At 72.0% G+C, this 21,747-nt stretch carries 11 protein-coding genes, 1 tRNA gene and 1 pseudogene; 2 read left to right on the top strand and 11 right to left on the bottom strand.

The genetic code is table 11. The annotated features are described in order from the left end of the window. Positions 1-575: 575 nt before the first annotated feature. On the bottom strand, positions 576-1,472 hold the full coding sequence (locus AC07AZ_RS11335) for a glycosyltransferase family 2 protein (protein ID WP_478846220.1): 897 nt from the start codon (positions 1,470-1,472) through the stop codon (positions 576-578). A 251-nt stretch (positions 1,473-1,723) separates the two neighbouring features. Then, positions 1,724-3,220, bottom strand: coding sequence for a serine/threonine-protein kinase (locus tag AC07AZ_RS11330; protein WP_478846218.1), 1,497 nt, complete (start codon positions 3,218-3,220; stop codon positions 1,724-1,726). A 1,032-nt stretch (positions 3,221-4,252) separates the two neighbouring features. Between AC07AZ_RS11330 and AC07AZ_RS11325 the strand changes: the two genes are divergently transcribed. Next, positions 4,253-5,662, top strand: coding sequence for a hypothetical protein (locus AC07AZ_RS11325; RefSeq protein WP_478846216.1), 1,410 nt, complete (start codon positions 4,253-4,255; stop codon positions 5,660-5,662). Here AC07AZ_RS11325 and AC07AZ_RS11320 read toward each other — a convergent pair. Continuing rightward, positions 5,593-7,911 (bottom strand): XRE family transcriptional regulator, encoded by a 2,319-nt coding sequence (locus AC07AZ_RS11320; protein ID WP_478846214.1) that lies wholly within the window; start codon positions 7,909-7,911, stop codon positions 5,593-5,595. The two genes, AC07AZ_RS11325 and AC07AZ_RS11320, sit on opposite strands and share 70 nt — an antisense overlap. 322 nt (positions 7,912-8,233) lie before the next feature. On the opposite strand from AC07AZ_RS11320, the pseudogene AC07AZ_RS11315 reads away from it, so the two are divergent. Beyond that, positions 8,234-8,566 (top strand): annotated as a pseudogene (locus AC07AZ_RS11315) (hypothetical protein); the annotation flags it as partial. 11 nt (positions 8,567-8,577) lie between these two features. Here AC07AZ_RS11315 and AC07AZ_RS11310 read toward each other — a convergent pair. The 8 genes from AC07AZ_RS11310 to AC07AZ_RS11275 form a co-directional block, all read right to left on the bottom strand. Beyond that, positions 8,578-8,651 (bottom strand) — tRNA-Thr (locus AC07AZ_RS11310). 222 nt (positions 8,652-8,873) lie between these two features. Further along, entirely contained in the window at positions 8,874-10,499 is a 1,626-nt protein-coding gene (locus AC07AZ_RS11305) for an alpha/beta hydrolase (RefSeq protein WP_478846212.1), read from the bottom strand. Positions 10,500-10,617: 118 nt separating this feature from the next. Next, the gene (locus AC07AZ_RS11300) at positions 10,618-11,823 is read right to left on the bottom strand and encodes a DNA polymerase III subunit delta' (protein ID WP_478846210.1); all 1,206 of its coding nucleotides are present in this window, start codon (positions 11,821-11,823) and stop codon (positions 10,618-10,620) included. 201 nt (positions 11,824-12,024) lie between these two features. Further along, complete coding sequence (gene tmk / locus AC07AZ_RS11295) at positions 12,025-15,333, bottom strand: dTMP kinase (protein WP_478846208.1); 3,309 nt, start codon at positions 15,331-15,333, stop codon at positions 12,025-12,027. A gap of 215 nt (positions 15,334-15,548) precedes the next feature. Beyond that, on the bottom strand, positions 15,549-18,371 hold the full coding sequence (topA, locus tag AC07AZ_RS11290) for a type I DNA topoisomerase (protein ID WP_478846206.1): 2,823 nt from the start codon (positions 18,369-18,371) through the stop codon (positions 15,549-15,551). A 268-nt stretch (positions 18,372-18,639) separates the two neighbouring features. Further along, the gene (locus tag AC07AZ_RS11285; protein WP_478846204.1) at positions 18,640-18,837 is read right to left on the bottom strand and encodes a hypothetical protein; all 198 of its coding nucleotides are present in this window, start codon (positions 18,835-18,837) and stop codon (positions 18,640-18,642) included. A gap of 414 nt (positions 18,838-19,251) precedes the next feature. After that, entirely contained in the window at positions 19,252-20,778 is a 1,527-nt protein-coding gene (locus tag AC07AZ_RS11280; RefSeq protein ID WP_478846202.1) for a DUF7059 domain-containing protein, read from the bottom strand. 138 nt (positions 20,779-20,916) lie between these two features. Beyond that, positions 20,917-21,510 carry a small secreted protein gene (locus tag AC07AZ_RS11275; RefSeq protein WP_478846200.1) on the bottom strand — a complete coding sequence of 198 codons (594 nt, stop codon included), beginning with the start codon at positions 21,508-21,510 and terminating at the stop codon, positions 20,917-20,919. Positions 21,511-21,747: the final 237 nt, after the last annotated feature.

Raw genomic sequence — 21,747 nt, 5'->3', positions numbered from 1 at the left:
CCAACCTGCCCACGGCGCCCCCGGCCGGAAATCCCCCGCACACAGGCCGTCGAGCCTCAGCTGACAACGGCTTCCCGCCAATCGGCGGACGCCGAAAAGTAGAACCGTTGGCCACATGTTAGCGATTCGTTGGCGCGGCCTGATGTGATCACATCATCGGATCTGGCCCGACGGCGCGCGCGTAGGACGCGCAACTCGGGGGAGTGTCGCCGTCGCGGCCGGTTCCGGGGGACACGAAGAGGGTCCCGGTCGGCCGAGGTGACCGACCGGGTCCCTCGTCCTGTCGTTCACCGTCTGGTCAGGGACGACGAGCGGTTGAACAACGGACGGCGGCGGACGAGAGGTCGTGCCGGACGACAGAGGGCTGCGGACCACAGGCCGGGTCGGACGGCAGACGGCTGCGGACAACGGGCCGGGTCGGACGGCAGACGGCAGACGGCCGCAGACCACAAGCCGTATCGAACCACGCGCCGTGTCCGACCACAGGCCCGGTCCGACAACAGACGGCGGCAGACCACAGGCCGTAGCGGACCACCCGCAGTGTCGGACCACAGGCGTGTCGGACGACAGCGGTCTCAGATGACGGGCGGCCGTCCCAGCCGGGTGAGCCGCCAGACCGTCCGCCAGCGCATGGGCCGCCGCTCACCGGCAGACTCCCGTACGCCTTCCGCGAATCCGCCGAACCAGGCGCGCAGACCGGCCGCCGACCGCACCCGCAGCAGGGTGATCAGCGTCCACACGCCGAGGTGGACGGGCACCAGGAGCAGCGGCAGCCGGCGCCTGACCAGCCACACCCGGTTCCGGGCGTTGACCCGGTAGTAGATCGCGTGCCGGGCGGGCGAGGTCTTCGGGTGCTGGAGCAGCAGTTCGGGCGCGTAGCGGATCGACCAGTCGGCGTCCACGGCCCGCCAGGCGAGGTCGATCTCCTCGTGGGCGAAGAAGAACTCGGCGGGCCAGTCGCCGATCTCGCCGAGCATCGTCATGCGCAGGGCGTGCCCGCCGCCGAGGAAGCCGGTGACGTGTCCGCCGCGCAGGGGGTCGGAGGAACCGACCCGGGGCACGTGCCGCCGCTGGGTCTCCCCGTTCTCGTCGGCGATACGGAACCCGACGATTCCCAGTCGCGGCTCGGCGGCGAACAACTCCCCCACGCGGCGCAGGACATCGGCCTCGACGAGCAGTCCGTCGTCGTCGAGTTCCACGACGACGTCCACGTCGCCGAACTCCCGCAGTCGCGCCAGCGCCACGTTCCGCCCGCCGGGACAGCCGAGGTTCTCCTCCAGGTCGATCGTGGCGACCTCACCCGGAAGGGCGAGCCCGTGCGTGAACTCGGGCAGCCGGCAACCGTTTCCGACGATCACGATGCGCGCGGGCGCGTGGTCCTGCTTCGCCACGGACTCCAGCAGCGCCTCCACGGCACCCGGCCGGTTCCCCATGGTCACGACGGCGACGGCGATCCTCGGCAACGCCCCCATGTCCCTCACCTCATCCCGGCCGACAACTGCGACCGGGATGCTAGCCGTTCACGGTAAGGACTTCTCAAGTACGCGGAATCTTGGGGCGAACGGGTGCGTCGCTTGTGGCCTCGGTGTCGGGGCTGTCGGCGGTGTCGGTGGTTCCCGACCGGGGGCGATCAGGCACACGTCTCACCCTTGCCGCGTCACGTTCAGCCCTGTCGCGTCACACTCACCCTTGCCGCGTCACACTCACTCTTGCCGCGTCACACTCACCCTTGCCGCGTCACACTCACCCGCACGGTGAGCGTGCCCCTGTTGTCCTGCGAACAGGACCCGGCGACGTCGTTCATCCCCAGTTGCAGGATGCCGTTGCCGGCCGCCTGGAACGTGACCTCGCGTCCGACGGCGTGGACCGGGAAGTCCTGCTCACCCTTGAGACGTGCCAGCAGGGCCCCGAACGGGGAGGCGGCCCTGATCTTGCAGTCCTGGGCTCCGTCGAGTCGTTTGTTGGTCTGCGCGTCGTACCCGGCGGGCCCGGTCACGGGCATGTTCCGGTAGTCGGCCGTCCACTGTCCGGACACGAACCGGACGGTGACCCGGTCTCCGCGCCGGACGGACACTCCCCTCACCGGCTGCCATCCGGTCGCCGCCTGGACGACCTGACCGGTGGTCGTCGTCTTCGGGGTGTCGTCGAGCGGCAGCGTCCCGGTGAGGAAGAGCCCGCCGACGACGCCCGCCGCCAGCACCGCCGTACCGGCCAGGGCCCATACCAGCCGCTTCGGCCCGGCGGAGCGGGACGGCTGCGGGGGCGCGGACCGGAGCGAGGTGGTGTGCCGTGCCGTCGGCACCGCGTGTCCGGGCCGGACGACGCCCTCCTGGCCTCTGGTCACCGTGTCCGCGTCGGCCCACGGCGACGCCGCCCCTGACACGCGCAGGGTCTCCGACGGGAGCAACTGCCCGGGGTCCGGGTCCCCCGCCGCGACGCGCCGGAGCGCCTCCCGTGCGGCGGGCGTCGAGGGGCGGTCGTCCGGCGACTTGCGCAGCAGCGCCTCGACGACCGGCAGCAGCGGCCCCAGCCGCTCCGACAGGGCGGGTTCCTCGTACGCCACCGCGTGCAGGGTCGCGGGCGCACTCGGCCTGCGGAACGGGGACCGTCCGGTGCACACCGTGACGAGGGACGCGCCCAGCGACCACAGGTCGGAGGGCGGACCGGCCTCCGAGCCCATGACCCGCTCGGGCGCCATGTACTCCAGGGAGCCGACCAGTTCACCGGTGGTCGTCAGGAACTCGCCGTCGTCCAGGGCCGCGATGCCGAAGTCGGTGAGGACAACGTTGCCGCCGGGCCGCACGAGGACGTTGGCGGGCTTCACGTCGCGGTGCAGGGTGCCGGCCGCGTGCACGGCCTCCAGCGCGTCGAGCAGTTGCAGACCGAGGGCGGCGGTGTGCTGCGGTGTGAGCGGTCCCGTCTCGGCGATCCGATGAGCCAGCGAGGGCCCCTCGACGAGCTCCATGACGATCCACAGCCGGTCCTCGGACTCGACCAGGTCGTGGACGCCGACCACGTGGGGGTGCGGCACCCGCGCGACGGCACGAGCCTCCCGAACGGCGCGGCGCACGCGTATACGGTGCTCGGTGTCACCGTCGGTGAGGATGTGCAGCTCCTTGGCGGCGACCGGACGGTCGAGCAACTGGTCGTGAGCGCGCCAGACCGTACCCATGCCGCCTCGCCCGAGGACGTCGTGCAGCAGATACCGGCCGGCGATCAAGCGCCCCGCACCGCGTTCAGAGCCCCACCCCGAACGCGTCGCGGCCTGGTGATCGCCATCCTCGGATCTCACGCGCTCTCTCACGATCCCTCATCGACGGTCGGTGCGCTTACCGACCGACACCCGTTCGAACGGAGCTGAGCATAGCGGAGCACATCGACGCCATACGCGGCCAACTCCCGCGCCTCGACGTGTCGTTGACGACCCCCTGCCGGCTCCCCGCCGAGCCTTCGCGGAATCAGCGGAATCAGGGGAATCAGCGCGATCAATGGGATCAACGACGCGATCACCGGTGAAGTCGTGGCCGGCCCGCCCGCACAAGAGCAAAAGCCCCAGGTCACGGCGAGTGAGTCCTGAGGCTTCCACGGAGCCGCCTTCGGGATCGACCCCGAGACCTACGTATTACGAGACCAGGGCCAACCGGGTTTCCCACCTCCCGGTTTCCGCAGCGTGGACCCAGTTAGCATCCAGTGGGACGACAGAAAGAAAAGAATCGATCAGGTCAGGGGAACAAGCCGGAGTGACAGGTGGGACGGCGCGGTTGCGAGTACCGGTGGGCGAGGACGCGGAACGGTGGGTCACACGCGTGGGCTGTCGTCGCGTCCTGTTCATCGTGCACAACGTGACGTCCGCGACTCGCCTGCTGGACGTGCTTCCGCTTTTCCACAGCGATGTCCGTGTGCAGATGTTCGCCACCTGCACGGGTTCATCTCCTTTCCTTGCCGGAGTGCCCGAGTTGTTGGCTCAGGCGGGGCTGCCCGTCCTCCCTTGGGACCAAGCCAAGGACACGGAGTTCGATCTGGCGGTGGCCGCGAGCTATGGCGGCGAACTGGGCTCGATACGCGGCAAGTTGGCCATTTTGTCCCATGGGGTGGGATACAATAAGAGGTTGGCGACACCGGACACCGGACACCGGACACCGGACACCGGACACCGGACACCGGACACCGGACACCGGACGCGGGGCCACCGGTCTTCGGCCTGGCGCCGGACTGGCTCCTGGAGGACGGGCGTCCGCTCGCCACCGCCACGGTGCTGTCCCACCCCGAACAGCTGGAGAGGCTCCGCTCGACCTGCCCCGAGGCGGTCCCCACCGCGATACTCGCCGGGGATCCTTGCTACGACCGTATCCTCGGCGCTCTCCCCCAGCGCGACCGCTTCCGCCGTGCACTGGGTGTGGGGCCCGGCCGGCGGTTGATCGTCGTCAGCTCGACCTGGGCACCGCGTTCCCTCTTCGGCGGTGCCGGGGCAGGAGGAGCGGGCGAACCGGGTGCGGATGATCTCCTGCCCTGGCTGCTGTCACGTCTGGCGGCGGAGCTGCCGGCCGACGAGTACCGGACGACTGCTGTTCTGCATCCGAACATCTGGTACGGCCACGGTCCTGGCCAGGTCCGTGCGTGGCTGGACAACGCGCGGCGAGCCGGCCTCGAGGCGATCCCGCCGCTCGACGGGTGGAGACAGGCCCTGATCGCCGCCGACTGTGTCCTCGGGGACCACTCCAGCGTCACCTACTACGCGGCGTCCATTGGCATCCCCGTCCTCCTCGGAGCGTTCCCCCAGGAAGACCTCGACCCGCTCTCCCCGGTGGCCGCCCTCGGCCGTACGGCTCCCCGCCTCCTCCGCCGCGGCAGCCTCCGCGCCCAGATCGACCGGGCGATCACCTCGCACAACCCCGGCCGCTACAAGGAACTGGCGCAGCAGACCAGTTCGTCACCAGGAGAGTCGGCCGCCCTGCTGCGCCGCCTGTTCTACGGCCTCATGGACATACCCGAGCCCGCAGGGCACCCGGCGCTGCTCGACCCGCTGCCGCTGCCGCCGTACATCCCCGCCCGCGTCACCGCGCCGATCCGCGTCCTCGCCCAGCGGATCAGTACAGATCCTCCGGAACTCGCCCTCGTCCGGTACGCCGTCGTCGGCGACGAGCCCGACCCGTCGCAAGACCCGGCGGCGCCGGCCGACACCGCGCACACGGTGGCCGACGAGGAGACACGGGAGACCGGCCGGCTGCGCGTCGCCGACGTCGTCGTACGGCATGCGGCCGGGGACGACCCACGGCTCGGGCCGCCGGCCGCCTGGACCTCGGAGGCGCTCGACCGCTATCCGGACTGCGGACTGGTCGCCTATGTCGACGGCCCGGACCGTTGTGTCGTACGCACCCGCGAGGGAGATCTCGTGCGACTGTCCGCCGCCACGGAACGCGACGGGCGGCCCGACCTGTGCGATCCCGCCGTCTACGCCTCCGCGCTCTACGCGTGGCTCGCGAGCGGGCAGCCCCTGGCCAACGCCCTCCCTGCGATCACCGTACGCACCGGCGCCACGGCCCATCACGTCACCGTCGAACTGCTCCCGCCGTCCCCACCGTCGGCCGGGTCTCACGCCTCCAGTTCGGCGAGCACCGTCCGGATCCGCTCGGCACCCACCCGGTCACCGTTCTCCTCGTAGTGCACAGCGGCGGTGCGAAGATCCGCCGCCGCCTGAGCCGGACGGTCCGAGAGACGATGGCACCGGGCCCTCGACTCGAAGACATCGGCGAGCTGCAGCCCCGCGCCTGCCGTTTCCATGGCCTTGACGGCCTTGTCCAGGCACACCCGTGCGAGGTCCGTGTCGCCCGCGTCCAGGTGCACCTCGCCCAGGCTCATGTAGACCCGGCCCTCGTTGTAGGCGTCGCCGCCGCCGGGCAGCCGGCGGAACCGCACCAGCGCGTCGTTGAGCCGCGCGAGAGCCTCCGCGAAGTGCCGCTGCTTCGTCTGGGCACGGCCGATGTGGTGCTCCAGCAGGGCCGTGGCACGAGGCAGGTCCTCCCACCCGTCGTCGCCCTCCCGGATACGCCCCAGGATCTCCCGCGCCTCCTCGAAGCACCGCTGGGCCTCCGCATACCTCCACCGCTTGAGGCGGAGCAGACCCAGGGCCTCGACTGCGCTCGCCTGCCCGCGATGGTGGCCGCACGCCTCGTCCGCGCCCACCGCCTCCGCGAGGGCCTCCTCAGCGTCGTCCGCCCGCCCGGCTCCCATGTAACCGAAGGCGAGTTGCACCAGCATCCGGCCCACCGCACGCCGGTCACCGAACTCCGCGGCGCAGCGCCGGGCGGCCTCGACTCCGAGCAGGTGTGTGTCGATCCACTGGGCATGGAAGCCGAGCAGCAGATGCAGACCCCACATCGCCTCGCACAACTGCCACACGAGGTCGTCGAAGCCGTGGTGACCGGCCGCCCGGATGACGGCCGCGAGGTTCTCCCGCTCACGACGCAGTTCCGCCAGCGCGCGTCTGCCGTCCGCCGGGTCACGGTCCTCCGGCAGAACGAGTGCCCGATAGGCGGGGCCAAGCCGCCAGCGCAACGGCATGACCCGGAAGTCCGCTTCCGCCGCCCACCGCAGATACGCGACCGCCACCCGGCGGACCCCGGCGGACATACGGCCATGACCGTCCTCGGCCACCGCGAGCTCACGTGCGTGCGCCCGCGCCAGATCGTGGAAGCGGTAGCGCTCCTCACCGACCTCCTCCAGCAGATGCACCCTGGCCAACTGCTCCAGCAGTTCCCGTGCTTGGCCCTCCTCCACGCCGGCGGCATGGGCGGCGCACATGACGGTCACGGTCGGCCATGCCCACCCCGCGATCGCACGGTAGAAGGCGGCGCACTCGGGAGTCAGCTCGCTGTACGAGGCATCCTGCGCGTGGCGAACAGGATCGGCGGGACCACCTGGGTCGTCGGTGCTTCCCGATCGCATGGCGTCGCCTCCCTGGCCCTGGCCGTGGATCCGCTCGTTCAACTGTCGCGCCACTCGCTCCCAGGCCAAGTGCTCCCGGACTGCGAGACCGGCACCCGTGGTGCACAACGCGAGAGGAACACCACCAGCCGCCTCCGCCACGGCCTGAACGACCGCGTCCGGAGCCGTCGCACGCTCACTCCCCGCGACCCGCCGGAGCAGGAGGACGGAATCCGCGGTCGACAGCGGCCGGAGGACGAGCGGACGAGCCCCGTGCTCGGCCACGAGGCGGCCCAACCGGTGCCGACTCGTCACCAGGACGAGGCACCCGGGCGAAGCCGGGAGCAACGGGATGACCTGGGCGTCGGCATGGGCGTTGTCCAGTACGACCATCATGCGTCGGTCGGCCGTGCAGTCGCGGAACAGATCCCGCTGACGGGCCTCATCGCCCGGCACCATGGCGGGCGGAACCCCGAGCCTCTCCAGGAACCGCGCAAGCACGTCGGAAGGCGGGAGGGCCGTGCCGGAGGACGCGCCGGCCAGGTCCACGAACAGGATCCCGTCGGGGAACCGCTCCCGTAGTGCGTACGCGCACTGAACGGCGACAGCCGTCTTACCGATCCCGCCCGGCCCGGTGAGGGCGGCAATCGTCGGCGCGCCCTGTACGTGGTCATCAACGTCCAGCAGTGCCGTGATCCACGCGATCACGTCCTCGCGGTCCGTGAACACCGCGGTCGCCGGCGGCAGCATCTGCGGACGGGAGGCACCACTGGCCACGGCGGGCACGGCACGCGGCGCCAGCCAGGAGGCCTCACGGGCCCATTCCGCGACTTCGCGCGCGAACTCGGGGGATCTGCGGGCGACTTCCATCAGCCGTAAGGCGGCTGCCGTCTGCTCCTGCGCGGTGACGGGCAGGGTGGGTTGCTCCTCACCGCCTCCGGAACCGGTGCCCGCTCCGTCATCCGCGGTGCGTGCTCGACTCAGCAAGCCGTAGAGACTCTCGGAGGTCCGCCTGCCCATCTCGCCGCCCGCTCCGGAAAGAGCGCCCGAAGCGACCGTGCCGACAGTCGAGAGCACCACACTCATCAGCGGTTCCACGCAGGACTCCCCCAACTCGCCGTTCCTGCAATGGTATCGACAAGATCGGAGCACGGACGGAATGAGCCGAAGCTGCGAGGGCGCGGTGCGAGGGTTCTGCGGGAACCGCGCGGCCGGGCCCGGCCAGAGACTGATGGGAGTTCCCTCCCAACCGCATTCACCCGGGGTGCGGAGCCGAGTCGCTTGCGTTCCTCCGTGAAACGGGAACCCCCGCCCGTACGACGGAAGCCGCCACACCGCCGGCACGATCCTCAACGAACTCGGGGTCGACATGCCCACGATCATGGAGATCCCCCGGCACACCCAGATCAGCCAGACCCGTCAGTACGTGAAGGGCCGCTCGCACCTCTCGAAGGACGCCATGCGCCGCATGGGCGACACCTTCATGCCGCGCCCGGAACCCACCCCGGAGCCTCAGCCGGAACCCCGTCCTGAACCGTCCATTGAGACCAGAAATGAGACCAGGGACAACCGCGCGGCACGCTCACAGCGCCGCCGCATCCGGCAAAAGCAAAAGCCCCAGGTCACGGCGAGTGAGTCCTGAGGCTTCCACAGAGCCGCCTTCGGGATTCGAACCCGAGACCTACGCATTACGAGTGCGTTGCTCTGGCCATCTGAGCTAAGGCGGCGCGCTGCCACACCATGGTGCGATCAGCAACGTCGGTAAGTCTACACAGTTTCCAGGGGTGCTCCGTACCGGCCCCGGAGGTGGGGTTCCGGGGCCGGTCGGGGCGGTGGCCGGGCGATGTCTCGGCGGCGGTGACCTGGGGTTTCTTCCCGTGGACGGCTCCGGCACCCGCCGTCTCCGCCCCTCCCCGCACCCGCCGGTTTCGCCCTCTCCCCCGCGGGAGCTACGAGCAGCGCTTCCCCCGCGCCGGGGGCGTGCCGTGGAGCAGGTACGTGTTGATCGCCGAGTCGATGCAGCTGCTGCCACGGCCGTACGCGGTGTGGCCGTCGCCCTTGTAGGTGAGCAGGCGGGCCGAGGAGAGCTGGTGGGCGAGGGAGCGGGCCCAGCGGTAGGGGGTCGCCGGGTCTCGGGTGGTGCCGACCACGACGATGGGCGCCGCGCCCTTCGCCTCGATGCGGTGCGGCTCGCCCGTGGCCCGCACCGGCCAGTAGGCGCAGTTCAGGGAGGCCCAGGCGAGGCCCTCACCGAAGACGGGGGACGCTTTCTCGAAGGCCGGGAGCGCGCTGCGCACCTGGTCGGGGGTGGAGAAGGCGGCCGGGAGGTCGAGGCAGTTCACGGCGGCGTTGGCGAACATCAGGTTCGTGTAGCGGCCCTCGGCGTCCCGCTCGTAGTAGCTGTCGGACAGGACCAGCAGGCCCGCGCCGTCGTTGTGCTTCATGGCCGAGGTCAGCGCCTCGCGCAGCTGGGCCCAGGCGCCCTCGTCGTACATCGCCGCGATCACACCGGTGATGGCCAGGGCCTCGCCGAGTTTGCGGCCGTCGGCGTCGCCGGTGGGGATCGGGTGCGCGTCCAGCTTCCGGAAGAACGCCTTCAGGTTCCTGCCGACCTGGGCGGGGCTGGTGCCCCTCGCGCCCAGGGGGCAGTCCGTCTGCCGTACGCAGTCCTTCGCGAACGACTGGAACGCCGTCTCGAAGCCCGCCGTCTGATCGAGGTTCAGCCGCCGGGCGGGAAGCGCCGGGTCCATCGCACCGTCCAGGACCAGCCGCCCGACGCGGCCGGGGAAGAGGCCCGCGTACGTCGCCCCGAGGAGCGTCCCGTACGACGCCCCCACGTAGTTCAGCTTCGGGTCGCGCAGCGCCGCCCGCACGATGTCCATGTCCCGGGCCGTCTCCACGGTCGACACATGGCGCAGCAGTTTCGGCGCGTCCGCACCGCAGCCCTCCGCGAACTTCTTGTAGGCGTCAATGAGTTGGGTGGTCTCCTTGGCGTCGTCGGGCGTGGGGTCCGTCTGTGTGTACGCGTCCATGTCCCGCCCGCCCAGGCACTCGACGGGTTCACTGCGGGCGACCCCGCGCGGATCGACGGCGACCATGTCGTACCGGGCGCGGACGCCGGCCGGGTAGCCGATCCCGGCGTACGCCTGGAGGTAGCCGATCGCCGAGCCGCCCGGTCCGCCCGGGTTCACCAGCAGCGAGCCGAGCCGCTTGCCCGGACCCGTGGCCTTCTTGCGGGCGACGGCGAGCCGCACGTCACCGGCCGACGGGTCGGCGTAGTCGAGCGGCGCCTTGATCGTGGCGCACTCGAAACCGGGGACCCCGCAGCTGCGCCAGCTCGGTTTCTGGCCGTAGTACGACGCGAGCGCGGACGGCGTGGCCTGCGGGAGCGCGACCAGCGCAGCCCCCGCCTCGGAGCTGGCGGAGCTCGTCGAGGCGCCGGGCGAGCAGGCCGAGACGAGCAGCGCGGCGGCGGCGAGCAGGACACCACCGGCACGGACCGTGCGGGCCGAGACGCGCTGACGGGGACGGGACTCGCGGGAGGAGGACGGGCGGGCCTTTCGCCTGATGTACATCCAACGAGCGTAACGCTGTGCAATGAGGTGAGTGCTGTGCGTGCCCGCTGTGCCTCGTACGAGTTACCTCGTCAACCGGCGGACCGCCGACCTCGAAGGCCCCGGCGGACCGGTGCTGTCAGCCCGCTCTCAACGCCATGGTCATCGCCTCCACCGCGAGCAGCGGCGCGACGTTGCGGTCGAGGGCGTCCCGGCAGGCGGCTATCGCCTCGATACGGCGGAGGGTGGACTCCGGGGAACTGCTGCGGGCCAGTCGCTCCAGCGCGTCCTCGGCGTCGACGTTGGCGATCGCCACGCGGGAGCCGAACTGGAGGGCGAGGACGTCCCGGTAGAAGCCGGTGAGGTCGGTGAGGGCGACGTCGAGACTGTCCCGCTGGGTACGCGTTCTGCGCCGCTTCTGCTTGTCCTCCAGGTCCTTCATGACGCCCGCCGTGCCGCGTGGCATCCGGCCGCCCTGGACCGCGCCCATCGCGGCCTTGAGATCCTCGGTCTCCTTGCCGTCCCGCTCCTCGGCGAGTTGCCGGGCGTCCTCCGAGGCCGCGTCGACGAGTTCCTGGGCCGCCCTGAGACAGCCGCCGATGTCGTCGACGCGCAGGGGCAGCTTCAGCACGGTGGCCCGGCGTGCGCGGGCGGCCGGGTCGGTGGCCAGGCGGCGGGCCCGGTCGACATGCCCCTGGGTGGCCCGGGCGGCGGCCATGGCGGCGGCCGGCTCGACGCCGTCACGGCGTACGAGCATGTCGGCGACGGCGTCCACCGCGGGCGTCGAGAGGTTCAGGTGACGGCAGCGGGAGCGGATCGTCGGCAGGACGTCCTCGATGGAGGGCGCGCACAGCAGCCACACCGTGCGGGGCGCCGGTTCCTCGACCGCCTTGAGGACCGCGTTGGCCGACTTCTCGTTCAGCCGCTCGGCGTCCTCGACGAGGATGATCTGCCAGCGGCCGTTCGCCGGCGAGGTGAACGACTTGCGGACGGTGTCGCGCATGTCGTCGGCGAGGATCTGGCTGCCGACGGCCGCGACCGTGTTGACGTCGGCGTGGGTACCGATCAGCGCCGTATGACAGCCGTCACAGAAGCCGCAGCCGGGGATCCCGCCGAGGGCGCGGTCGGGACTGACGCACTGCAGGGCGGCGGCGAAGGCCCGCGCCGCCTGGTTCCGCCCCGCGCCGGGCGGGCCGGTGAACAGCCAGGCGTGCGTCATCTTCGACGCCTCGGGCGGCGGCGCGGCGGCGGCGATCGCGGTGACCAGGGCGTCGGCATCCCGTGCGGCGGCGCCGAGCTGCTCGCTCACCCTCTCCTGGCCTACCAGGTCGTCCCAGACGGTCACGCCTCACCCCGCCCTTTCGTCACGTTTCGCGGTGCGGACTCCATTGTGCGCGGCGCCACTGACAACGGCCGCCACCGGACTGCCCCGACCCCCGCCCCACGCCCCGTGCCCCACGACCCGGCAGCACCGCAGCACCGCAGCACCGCAGCAAGGGGACCCGTCTCAAAGGCGCACCCCGCGCACGGCGCACAGCCGCGCCGCTCAGTCCCGGCGTCCTCTTCCCCGCCCGCGGCCGCGGCCCCGGCCCTCTTCGCCGCCCTGGTCCTCGTCGTCCTCGCGCGGTCCGAGCAGTTCGTCCGCCAGGGTGGGGAGGTCGTCCAGCGGTGTCTCCTCGGCCCAGTCGGACCGGGCCCGCCGCTGCGGTGTCCCGTCCGCGTCGACCTGAGGCAGCTCGCGCGTGCGGTCCTCGGTCCCGTCGGGTCGTACCGCCGGGGTCCCGTCCGCCTGCTCGTCCCGGAAGAACCCGTGCGGAACGCGGTCGGCGGCGGTGTTCCCGCGGACCGGCGGCAGGACCGCCGTCTCGTCGGCCGCACCGGACCGGACCGGCGGCAGCACCGCGGTCTCCTCCGCGTCGCCGCGGGGCACGGGACGCAGCACGGCCGTCTCGTCGTCCGCCGCGCGGGCCGGCACCGGCGGCAGGACCGCCGTCTCGTCCGACGCGCCCGGCGCCACCGGCGGCTGCGGCAGTTCGGCCGTCACCTCCGAGTCCGGCACCCGGGACGCCCGGGCGGAAGCCGAGGCGGTCGTGGAGGACCGGCCGTCGGGCCGCTCGTCACGCACGGGCGGCAGTACGGCCGTCTCGTCCACCGGTCCGCCCGACGCGTTCGTCGGCGTCACCACCGGAGTCGGCACGGTCGCCGCGTCCCGCGGAACGGCCGGGGGCTGCTGCGGACCGGCCTTGGCCGCGGCCGTGGCCTGTTCGGCCAGCCGGCGCGCCTCCTCGGCGCGCAGCAGGGCCTCCTCCGCCTTGCGCTGCGTCTCCAGACGCAGTTCCTCGGCCTCCGCGCGCAGCCGCGCCTCCTCCTCGGCCTGCCTGCGCCGGCGCTCCTCCTCGGCCTTGCGACGGGCCTCTTCCTCGGCCCGCGCCTTCTCCTCGGCCAGGAGCCGCGCGCGCTCCTCCTCGGCCCGGCGGCGCGCTTCCTCGGCCCGCACCCGGGCCTCCTCCGCCTGCCGTTCGGCCTCGCGGCGCTGCGCCTCCTCCAGCTCGCGGCGCTTGCGCTCCTCCTCCTCGGCCCGCAGCCGCGCGAGGAGCTCCTGGCGCTCGCGCTCCAGGCGCTCCTCCTCGGCCTTGCGGGCGGCCTCTTCCTCGGCCTTGCGCCGGGCCTCCTCCTCGGCGGCCTTGCGCGCCTCCTCCAGCGCCTTCACCTCGGCCTCGGACAGCGGCAGCATCTGGTCGAGCCGGTGCCGCACGACCGTGGTGACCGCCTCGGGCTCCTGGCCCGCGTCGACCACCAGGTAACGGCCCGGGTCGGAGGCGGCCAGCGTGAGGAAGCCGGACCGCACGCGCGCGTGGAACTCGGCCGGCTCGGACTCCAGCCGGTCAGGGGCCTCGGTGAAGCGTTCGCGGGCGATCTCCGGCGACACGTCGAGCAGGACGGTCAGGTGCGGTACGAGTCCGTCGGTCGCCCACCGGTTGATGCGCGCGATCTCGGTCGGGGACAGGTCACGGCCCGCGCCCTGATAGGCGACGGAAGAATCGATGTAGCGGTCGGAGACGACCACCGCGCCGCGCTCCAGGGCCGGCCGCACGACCGTGTCGACGTGCTCCGCGCGGTCGGCCGCGTACAGCAGTGCCTCCGCGCGGTGCGAGAGGCCCGCACTCGACACGTCCAGCAGGATGGACCGCAGTCGCTTGCCGACGGGCGTCGCCCCCGGCTCGCGCGTCACCACGACCTCGTGGCCCTTGGCCCTGATCCACTCGGCGAGCGCCTCGGCCTGGGTGGACTTCCCGGCGCCGTCGCCGCCCTCCAGGGCGATGAAGAAACCGTTCGTCGTGATCGCCGGCACCGGGTCGTCGCCGCCGAGCAGCGCGTCGCGCAGGTCGTGCCGCAGCGGCACACCGGACCGGTCGTCGATCTTGGCGAGCACCAGCGCGGCCACCGGCAGCAGCAACGCGCCGATCAGCATGAGGGTGAACGCGGCGCCGCCGTGCGCGAAGACGAACCTGCCGTTCTCCAGGCGGTGCGGTCCGACGGCCGCGGCGACCACCGGCGCCACCAGCGCGCCCAGGGCCACCGAGACCCGTACGACCGCGTGCAGGTGCTCCGTGGTGCGGGCCCGGCGGTACTCCTCGGCCTCCTGGTCGAGCAGGGTGTGCCCGGTGTTGGCGGCGACGCCCGCGCCGGCACCGGCCAGCGCGACGATCAACAGCACGCTGGTGACGTCCGGGACGAGGCCGGCGGCCAGCAGCGCGACACCGGTGAAGGCGATGGCCAGGGACAGCAGGCGCCGCCGCGACAGGGTGGGCAGCACAGCGGGCGCCGTACGGATGCCGAGGACGACTCCCCCGGTCAGCGCGAGGACCAGCAGGCCGTACAGCACCGGGCCGCCGCCCAGGTCCTTGGCGTGCAGCACGGACACGGCGACCGCGGCCGCCACCGATCCGGCGACCGCGGCGCAGGCGAGCACCAGCAGCGGGATCGCGCCGGTGCGGCCGTTGTCGACGCCCGCGCCCGCCCGGGGGCGCCGCAGCCCCTCCAGCGGTGAACGCGCGCGCGGGGTACGGGTGCCGGGGAGTTCCAGGTAGGTCAGCACCGACAGCGAGGCGGCGAACAGTCCGGCGGCCACGTAGGAGGCGAGGGCCGCCTGGTGCTGCGCGAACCAGTCGATGCCGGCGCCCAGCAGGTTGTTGACCAGCGACGCGACGACGAGCGCGGCGGCCGCGAGCGGGATGGCGACGAAGCTCGTACGCAGCGACAGGCGGCGCAGGGCGTCCAGGTGGTCCGGCAGCGGTCGTACCGTCGCGCCCTCCGGGGGCGGGGCGGGCAGCAGCGCGGGCGCCGCACTCTCGCGGCACACCGTCCAGAAGCGCTCGGCGACGCCGGCCACGAACGCGGTGACCAGGATCATGGCCAGCGCGTCGTCCGGCATCCAGTCGATCCACAGCGGCGCCACGATGAGCACCGCGGCCCGCAGACCGTCGGCGCCGACCATCGTCCAGCGGCGGTCGAGCGGGCCCTCGTGGGCGGTGAGCGAGGTGAGCGGGCCGAGGAGGACGGCTCCGAAGAGCAGCGTCGCCAGGACGCGCACCCCGAACACGGTCGCCACCGCGAACGCCACGCCCCGGTAGCCGCCGCCGAACGAGCCCTCGGCGATCGCCGCCTGGAGCGCGAGTACGACCAGCACAAGCAGGGCGAGGGTGTCGCCGACACCGCCCACGAGCTGTGCGCTCCACAGCCGTTTCAGCTGCGGCCGGCGCAGCAGGGCGCGGACGGCGCGCTCGCGGGAGTCCGCGACAAGGGCGTCGTCGGGGGCCGGGTGGTGGGCCGTTGGCTGCTCGCCTCGCGTCATGCTTTCAGCCTATCGGGAGCAACTGACAGCCTGGGGCGCGCGTCCGCACGTGCGCACGCCCCGACACCAAAGTGATGCCGGGGCGTTCCTTTCGCGAAGCCGGCGTGAAGAATCCGCGACCGGCCTTCACGCCGCAACGCGGAGGCCCGGCTTCCGAACGCGGCCCGAAACCGGGCGAGTCGGAAGGCCGGGCCTGCGAAGACGGCCCGAAAGACTCAGTCCTCGGACGCCGACTTGGCGGCAGCCGCCTTCTTCGCCGTGGCCGTCGTCTTCTTCGCCGTCGTCTTCTTCGCGGTCGTCGTCTTGGCCGCGGTCTTCTTGGCGGCCGTCGCCTTCTTGGCCGGGGCCTTCTTCGCGGGCGCCTTCTTGGCCGTCTTCTTCGCGGGCGCCTTCGCACGCTTCTCGGCGAGCAGTTCGAAGCCGCGCTCGGGGGTGATGTCCTCGACGCTGTCGCCGGAGCGCAGGGTCGCGTTGGTCTCCCCGTCGGTGACGTACGGCCCGAAGCGGCCGTCCTTGACGACGACCGGCTTCGCGCTGACCGGGTCCTCGCCCAGCTCCTTCAGCGGCGGCTTGGCGGCTGCGCGGCCACGCTGCTTGGGCTGGGAGTAGATCTCCAGCGACTCTTCGAGGGTGATCGTGAAGAGCTGGTCCTCGGTCTGCAGCGAGCGCGAGTCCGTGCCCTTCTTCAGGTACGGCCCGTAGCGCCCGTTCTGCGCGGTGATCTCCACGCCCTCGGCGTCCTTGCCGACGACACGCGGCAGCGACATCAGCCGGAGCGCGTCCTCGAGCGTCACCGTGTCCAGGGACATCGACTTGAACAGCGAGGCGGTGCGCGGCTTGACGGCGTTCTTGCCGGTCTTCGGGGTGCCTTCGGGCAGCACCTCGGTGACGTAGGGCCCGTAGCGGCCGTCGCGGGCGATGATCTGGTGGCCCGTCGACGGGTCGGCTCCGAGTTCGAAGTCACCGCTCGGCTTGGCGAGCAGCTCCTCCGAGAGCTCGATGCTCAGCTCGTCCGGGGGCAGGTCCTCGGGGACGTCGGCGCGCTGGTGGTTCTCGGAGTCCTTCTCGCCGCGCTCGATGTACGGCCCGTAGCGCCCGACCCGCAGCACGATGTCGTTGCCCACGGGGAACGACGACACCTCGCGCGCGTCGATCGCGCCCAGATCGGTGACGAGCTCCTTGAGGCCGCCGAGGTGGTCCCCGTCGCCGTTGCCGGCGTCCGCGGCGCCGCCCGTGCCGGCGCCCTCGCCGAAGTAGAACCGCCTCAGCCACGGCACGGCTTGCGCCTCACCGCGGGCGATGCGGTCGAGGTCGTCCTCCATCCTGGCGGTGAAGTCGTAGTCGACGAGCCGGCCGAAGTGCTTCTCCAGCAGGTTGACCACGGCGAAGGACAGGAAGGAGGGGACGAGTGCCGTGCCCTTCTTGAAGACGTAGCCGCGGTCCAGGATCGTGCCGATGATCGACGCGTACGTCGACGGGCGGCCGATCTCGCGCTCTTCGAGCTCCTTGACGAGGCTGGCCTCGGTGTAGCGGGCCGGGGGCTTGGTGGCGTGGCCGTCGACCGTGAGCTCCTCGGCCGTCAGCGCGTCGCCCTCGGTGACCTGCGGCAGGCGGCGCTCACGGTCGTCGAGCTCGGCGTTCGGGTCGTCGGCGCCCTCGACGTACGCCTTGAGGAAGCCGTGGAAGGTGATCGTCTTGCCGGAGGCGCTGAACTCCACGTCCCGGCCGTCGGCGGCCGTGCCACCGATCTTGACGGTGACGGAGTTGCCGGTCGCGTCCTTCATCTGGGAGGCGACGGTCCGCTTCCAGATCAGCTCGTACAGCTTGAACTGGTCGCCGGTCAGACCCGTCTCGGCCGGGGTGCGGAAACGATCACCCGAGGGCCGGATCGCCTCGTGCGCCTCCTGCGCGTTCTTCACCTTGCCGGCGTACGTGCGCGGCTGGGCCGGCAGGTAGTCGGCGCCGTACAGCTGCGTGACCTGGGCGCGGGCCGCCTTGACGGCGGTCTCGCTCAGCGTCGTGGAGTCCGTACGCATGTAGGTGATGTAGCCGTTCTCGTACAGCTTCTGGGCGACCTGCATGGTCGCCTTCGCGCCGAAACCGAGCTTGCGGCTGGCTTCCTGCTGAAGCGTCGTCGTACGGAACGGGGCGTACGGCGAGCGGCGGTACGGCTTCGACTCGACGGAGCGGACGGCGAACCGCGTGTCCTCCAGGGCGGCGGCCAGGGCGCGGGCGTTCGCCTCGTCGAGGTGGAGGATGTTCGCGCTCTTGAGTTGTCCCAGGGAGTCGAAGTCGCGGCCCTGCGCGACCCGCTTCCCGTCGACGGCCTGGAGGCGGGCGACCAGCGACGACGGGTCCGAGGAGTCGCCCACGCGGCCGGTCGCGAAGGTGCCCGTCAGGTCCCAGTACTCAGCGGAACGAAACGCGATGCGCTCGCGTTCCCGCTCCACGACGAGACGGGTGGCCACCGACTGGACGCGGCCGGCCGACAGGCGCGGCATGACCTTCTTCCACAGGACCGGCGAGACCTCGTAGCCGTAGAGACGGTCGAGGATGCGGCGGGTCTCCTGGGCGTCGACCATGCGCTGGTTGAGGTCGCGCGGGTTGGCGACGGCGGCGCGGATGGCGTCCTTGGTGATCTCGTGGAACACCATGCGCTTGACCGGGACCTTGGGCTTCAGCACCTCCAGGAGGTGCCACGCGATGGCCTCGCCCTCGCGGTCCTCATCGGTGGCGAGGAAGAGCTCGTCGGAGTCGCGCAGCAGGTCCCTGAGCTTCTTGACCTGGGCCTTCTTGTCCGCGTTGATGACGTAGATCGGCTGGAAGTCGTGTTCGACGTCCACCCCGAGCCGACGCACCTCGCCGGTGTACTGCTCCGGCACCTCCGCGGCGCCGTTGGGGAGGTCGCGGATGTGCCCCACGCTCGCCTCGACGACGTATCCGGGGCCGAGGTAGCCCTTGATCGTCTTCGCCTTGGCAGGCGACTCGACGATGACGAGTCGGCGGCCGCCCTGTGCGGTCTCGCTGGTCGGGGACAACTTCGCTCTTCTCTCCGGTCGACGCTGGGGCCTCCCCAGGCGTTCGTCCCGGGGTCGGGTCATGGTGACGCTGCGGAGTGTGACGGTACATCCCGCCCCCGTGTCAAACGGGAAAAGCTCGCAACGGCCACTCGAACGGTAACCCGACTACCGCCATTCCTGCCGCCCGGAGTGCCCGCCGTTCTGTTCGGGGCTGTCCGGCGGGCGACCTCCCCTTCACCGCGGCCGCGGGCAGGTCGCAGCCTCGCGCGCGGCTCTGGCGTGGTCCTCAGAGCCGCGCGAAGCACCACGCGCCGAGGGCCAGCGCGAGCACCGCGGTGATCGTCGCGAGCGTCGCCGATGCGACAGGGCTCACACCGTGGGCGACGGGTTCGCGGTGCCGCACGCGGACCGCGGTCCACATCAGCAGCCCGCCTCCGAACAGGGCGAACACCACTCCCGCGAAGATCGCCGGTCCGCTCTCCATGGCTCCCCGTGCCTCTTCTCTCCCGTCCCGGTGTGTCCAGCCCGTGGAGGCTGACACGCGGGGACGACGGACAGGCGAACCTGAGGTGAACGCGGAACAGCCGCGGCCGGGGGCTCGCCCACGGCGCCCCCGGTTTCGCCGGTCACCCGGCGTCCGGCCGGCGCCGCACCGGGTCCGGCACGGGTGTTTTTCCGGTCGTCTTCTTTTTGTCTTTTTTGACGTGGGTGGGGCGCGGCGGGGAGCGCACCGGCCCTGTTGACGTGCGCGGCGAGCGCGGGCGCGCGCCGCGCCTCAGCCCGGTCCGTCTGAGACCGGTTCCGATTCGGACCGGTTCCGATTCGCACCAGATCGACTCGGGCCGGTTCGACTCGGACCGGTTCCGACTCAGACCGGTTCGACTCAGACCGGCTCGACTCAGACCGGTTCGATGAACCCCTGTTCCACCAGCAGCCGGATCTGCGCGGGCGTGCGGTCGCGCAGCAGCACCGGGTCCTCGCCGACCAGCTGGGCGATGGCGTCCAGGATGCGGCCCGCGCTCAGGCTGCCGTCGCAGACCCCGGCGAAGCCCGCCCCGACCGTGTCCACCTTGGTGGCGCGCCGCATGCCGCGGTTCTGGCGCAGCACCACGTGCTCGGGGTCCTCGGCGCCGGGCAGCCCGACCTGCTCCTGGACGATCTCCGCCGCGAGCCTGAAGTGTCCCGCGAGCAGGGCGGCGTCGTCGTGCTCACGCAGGTGGTCGAGGCGCTCGAAGTGCGCCCGGACGGTGTCGCCGAGCGGCTGTTCGACCGGGTGCGGCCACTCCTCCACGGTGACCGAGGGCACGGCCGCGTCCGTCCTGCGCAGCGTGATCCAGCCGAAGCCGACGGCCCGCACCTTGCGTGCCTCGAACTCGTCCAGCCACGCGTCGTAGCGTGTCTGGTACTCGACCGGGTCTGCCCGGTGGTCGCCGGCGTCCCGGAGCCACAGCTCGGCGTACTGCGTGACGTCCTGCACCTCACGCTGCACGATCCACGCGTCGCACCCGCGCGGCACCCAGGACCGCAGCCGGTCCTGCCAGTCCTCCCCCTCCACGTGCTGCCAGTTGGCGAGGAACTGCGCGAACCCGCCCTCGCGCAGCCGGTCCCCCGCCTGCTGAACGAGCGTGCGGCACAGATCGTCCCCGCCCATCCCGCCGTCGCGGTAGGTGAGCCGCGCACCCGGCGAGATGACGAACGGCGGGTTCGACACGATCAGGTCGTACGTCTCGTCGTCCCGGACCGGTTCGAACAGCGAGCCCTCGCGCAGATCGGCGGCCGGCGCGCCGGACAGGGCCAGGGTCAGCGCGGTGATGTGCAGCGCGCGCGGGTTGAGGTCGGTCGCCGTCACGCGTGTGGCGTGCCGGGCCGCGTGCAGCGCCTGGATGCCGGACCCGGTGCCTAGGTCGAGGGCGGCGGAGACGGGCGTACGGACCGTGATGCCGGCCAGCGTCGTGGAGGCGCCGCCGACGCCGAGGACGATGCCTTCCTCGCGGCTGCCGATGCCGCTCGCGCCGCCGACCGCGCAGCCGAGGTCGGAGACGATGAACCAGTCCTCGCCGTCGGGACCGCCGAAGGGCCGTACGTCCACCGTCGCCGCGACGGCCGCTCCGGCGCCCGTGCCGACACGGGTCAGCCAGCCGGCCTCGACGCACTCGGCGACGGACAGGACGCCCTCCACGCGCGCGTGAGGCACGGGCTGCTGCAGCAGGAACAGCCGTACGAGCGTCTCCAGCGGCGTGTCGCCCCGGGTGGCCCGGAGGGCGGGCACGGTCTCGCTGCGGGCGAGGGCCGCGTACGCGGCGGCGCCGAGCAGTTCGAGCAGACCGTCGGCGGTGAAGGAGGCCCCGATCAGGGCGTCCCGCAGGCGGACGGTGACGTCGGCGCGGTCAGGGGCGGGGAGCGCGGGCAGGCCGGAGTTACTCACGCCCCCATTGTGACCCGCGGGACGCGGACACCGCTGCCCCGCGCCGGACTTCGGCCCGCGCCCGGCGGGCCCTCGGCACGTCTCCGGCAGGGTCTCGGCACGCTCCCGGCGGAGTCTCGGCCCGCTCCCGGCAGGCCCTCAGCTCGCCGTCGCGGGTGCCGAGGCGGCGGCCGCCTTGCAGGTGTCCTGCTGGGCCATCGCCTTGCCGACATCGCCCTCTTCGAGGGTCTTCAGCGCGTCGTTGCCGCTCTGGCTCAGCTTGTCCAGCTCGGTGGCGATGTCCTTGAGGCCGTCCGCGAACTTGGCCTGGTCCTTCGTGTTGAGCTCGTCGACCTGCTTCCTGAGGTCGCCGTACGACGTGGAGATGCCGTTCAGCTCCTTGACGGCGTCCTGCTGCTTCTTGGCGCCGTCGTCGACGTTCGGCGCGCCGGCCGAGTTCACGGCGGCGCCGATCGCCTTGTAGGCGTCCGACATGGCCTGAAACGCCTCGGCGTCGGTCTTCCGCACCGCTTCCGGCGTGCTGTTGTCGGAGGTCTCCTTCTGGATCGCGGCGTTGGCCGCCTCGATCTTCTTGGCCTGCGGCTGCACGGCGTCGCACACCTGCTTGGCCCAGGCGTCGAGCTTGGCGTTGCCGTCGTCGCCGCCACCGCATCCCGACAGCGCCAGTACCAGTACCGCACCGCCGGACAGTGCGGCCGCGAGCTTCTTGTTCACCGGATTGGTCCCTTCCATGGCTCTCGGCCCCGGAACATACACGCCAGGTGGGCCGTGCCCACGAATCGAACATCCGTTAAGACCACTATTGGGACTATTTGCGCCGGGCGAGAGAAGGCTCACGGCGAGGGCGTACGCCCGCACGAAGCGGGGGGGGGGGGGGGGGGGGGGGGGGGGGGGGGGGGGGGGGGGGGGGGGGGGGGGGTGGGGTGTGGGGGGGCGGGAAAGGCAGAGAGCAAGAGAAAGAAACACCTA

This window comes from Streptomyces sp. NPDC043878 (genome assembly GCF_056435735.1).
This window is presented reverse-complemented; position numbering and strand designations above follow the sequence as displayed.

Bases quoted from the DNA above. Each gene is read 5' to 3' on its own strand.
- AC07AZ_RS11285 (WP_478846204.1), bottom strand. From the start codon at position 18,837: ATGGAGAGCGGACCGGCGATCTTCGCGGGAGTGGTGTTCGCCCTGTTC.
- tmk (WP_478846208.1), bottom strand. From the start codon at position 15,333: ATGACGCGAGGCGAGCAGCCAACGGCCCACCACCCGGCCCCCGACGAC.
- AC07AZ_RS11305 (WP_478846212.1), bottom strand. From the start codon at position 10,499: ATGTACATCAGGCGAAAGGCCCGCCCGTCCTCCTCCCGCGAGTCCCGT.
- AC07AZ_RS11335 (WP_478846220.1), bottom strand. From the start codon at position 1,472: ATGGGGGCGTTGCCGAGGATCGCCGTCGCCGTCGTGACCATGGGGAAC.
- AC07AZ_RS11275 (WP_478846200.1), bottom strand. From the start codon at position 21,510: ATGGAAGGGACCAATCCGGTGAACAAGAAGCTCGCGGCCGCACTGTCC.